The 1,317-nt window shown below is 71.1% G+C and carries 1 protein-coding gene and 1 pseudogene; one reads left to right on the forward strand and one right to left on the reverse strand.

Annotated elements, in window-relative coordinates; genetic code table 11:
- Positions 1-865: VWA domain-containing protein (locus ABZ885_RS41285; RefSeq protein WP_360200375.1), on the forward strand; the 865-nt coding region annotated here is incomplete at its 5' end.
- 29 nt (positions 866-894) lie between these two features.
- On the opposite strand, the pseudogene ABZ885_RS41290 reads toward ABZ885_RS41285, so the two are convergent.
- A pseudogene (locus ABZ885_RS41290) lies at positions 895-1,287 on the reverse strand (helix-turn-helix domain-containing protein); the annotation flags it as partial.
- Positions 1,288-1,317 lie beyond the last annotated feature (30 nt).

The raw sequence follows: 1,317 nt of genomic DNA on the forward strand, positions 1-1,317 counted from the left end.
GTCCCTGCGGGGCCTCTACGAGGTGGACAACGGCGCGACGGCGCTGATCGAGGCGGCCGTGAAGTCCGTCGACGATCTGAAGAACATCTGGGAGGGCTACGGGGAGCACTCCTTCCTCCAGGTGGTCGTCACCGACGGCGAGGAGAACGCCTCCGGCTGCTCGGAGAGCGGCCAGATGCACACCCGGATGAGCGCCGGCAAGGGCCGCGCCGTGCTGAGCACCTGGATGGACCGCATCCAGGGCGCCATGGACGACCTCCCCGACCACTGGACCTCGGCGATCCTGGTCCCGAACTCCCTGGCCAAGCGCACCGCCCAGGAGTACGGCTTCCCGGCGGGCAACATCGCGATCTGGGACGCGGACTCCAGCAAGGGCGTCGAGGAGGCCATCGGCACCGTCAAGTCCGCCGCCACCAGCTTCCTGCGGGGCCGCGAGAAGGGCGTGCGCGGTACCAGGAACCTGTTCGCGATGGGCCAGGACCTGAGCACGGCCGACGTGACGGCCAGTCTCGACGCCCTGGACACCGGCAAGTACATCCTGGTCCCGGTCGACCAGCAGACCCAGATCCGCGAGTTCGTCACCAGCGCCGGGCACGCGTACAAGAGCGGCTGCGCCTTCTACGAGCTGTCCAAGCGCGAGAAGGTCCAGGGCAGCAAGCAGCTCGCCGTGGCGGAGAAGGACCCGGCCACCGGCCGGATGACCGGCAGGGTGTTCTCGGGCCCGGCGGCCCGCCGGCTCCTGGGCCTGCCGGCGTCGGAGGTCACGGTCAAGCCGGGTGAGAACCCGGCGTACACCGTCTTCGTCCAGTCGACGTCCGTCAACCGGAAGCTGGTGCCGGGCACCAAGCTGCTCATCATGCTGTAACAGGGAACTGCACGATCCGGCCGGGGAGTTCAGCCCGCCCCCGGTCCGAACCGGCGCCGGTACGCCGAGGGGTTGAGCCCGGTCTCGCGACGCATCAGCGCGCGCAGGTTGGCGGCCGTGCCGAGGCCGGCCCGCCGGGCGACCACGTCGAAGCGGGACTCCCCGCGCTCGATCAGCCGGCAGGCCAGGGCGATGCGTTCCGCCGTGAGCCACGCCAGGGGTGTCGTGCCCAGCTGCGCCTGGAAGCGCCGGTGGAGGGTAGCCGGACTGACCGCCGCCCATCTCGCGAGCTCGGACACGGTGAGGGCCGAGTCCAGCCGTTCCTGGGCCCGGGCCAGGACGGGCGCCAGGGACTCGTCCGGCGGATCGGGCACCGGCCATGCCGCCACCTACAGCCGCTACCAGCGCGGCACGATGCTCGACGTCCTCGGCTCCGACTACCTGCGCACCGC

Origin of the sequence: Kitasatospora sp. NPDC047058, assembly GCF_040643935.1 — a bacterium.
GTDB lineage: Bacteria > Actinomycetota > Actinomycetes > Streptomycetales > Streptomycetaceae > Kitasatospora.